This window comes from Achromobacter sp. Marseille-Q0513, assembly GCF_018195695.1.
In the GTDB taxonomy this organism is placed as follows: Bacteria; Pseudomonadota; Gammaproteobacteria; order Burkholderiales; family Burkholderiaceae_B; genus Achromobacter.
On sequence record NZ_JAGTJY010000493.1, the window covers coordinates 1 to 497 of the forward strand.

Genomic DNA, 497 nt, shown 5'->3' on the forward strand with positions numbered 1-497 from the left:
GACGGCACCACCACCGCCACCGGCAAGCTCGACCTGACCGATGTCGACGTCAACGACAAGCACACCTGGACGCTGGGCAACGGCGGCAAGGGCGAGTACGGCACGCTGACCGTCGACAACAAGGGCAACTGGACCTACACGCTGAACAACGACAGCGACAAGGTCCAGGCCCTCAAGCAGGGCGAGACCGCCACCGACAAGATCACCGTGACCGTCGACGACGGCCACGGCGGCACGGCGACCCAGACCATCGTCATCACCATCACCGGCACCAATGACGCCGCCGTCATCACCGGCAACGGCGCGGGCACGGTCAAGGAAGACGATACGCTCACCACCGGCGGCAAGCTCAATGTCACCGACAAGGACGCCGGCGAGGCCGTGTTCAACGCCCAGACCAACGTCAAGGGCGAGCACGGCACGTTCTCCATCGACAAGGATGGCAACTGGAAGTACGACCTGAACAACAGCGATCCCAAGGTGCAAGCCCTGGGCGT

1 protein-coding gene is annotated in these 497 nt (G+C 64.2%); it reads left to right on the forward strand.

Annotated features, from left to right (window positions below; genetic code table 11):
- Nucleotides 1–497: VCBS domain-containing protein (locus KDH83_RS31435; RefSeq protein ID WP_212323060.1), on the forward strand; the 497-nt coding region annotated here is incomplete at both ends.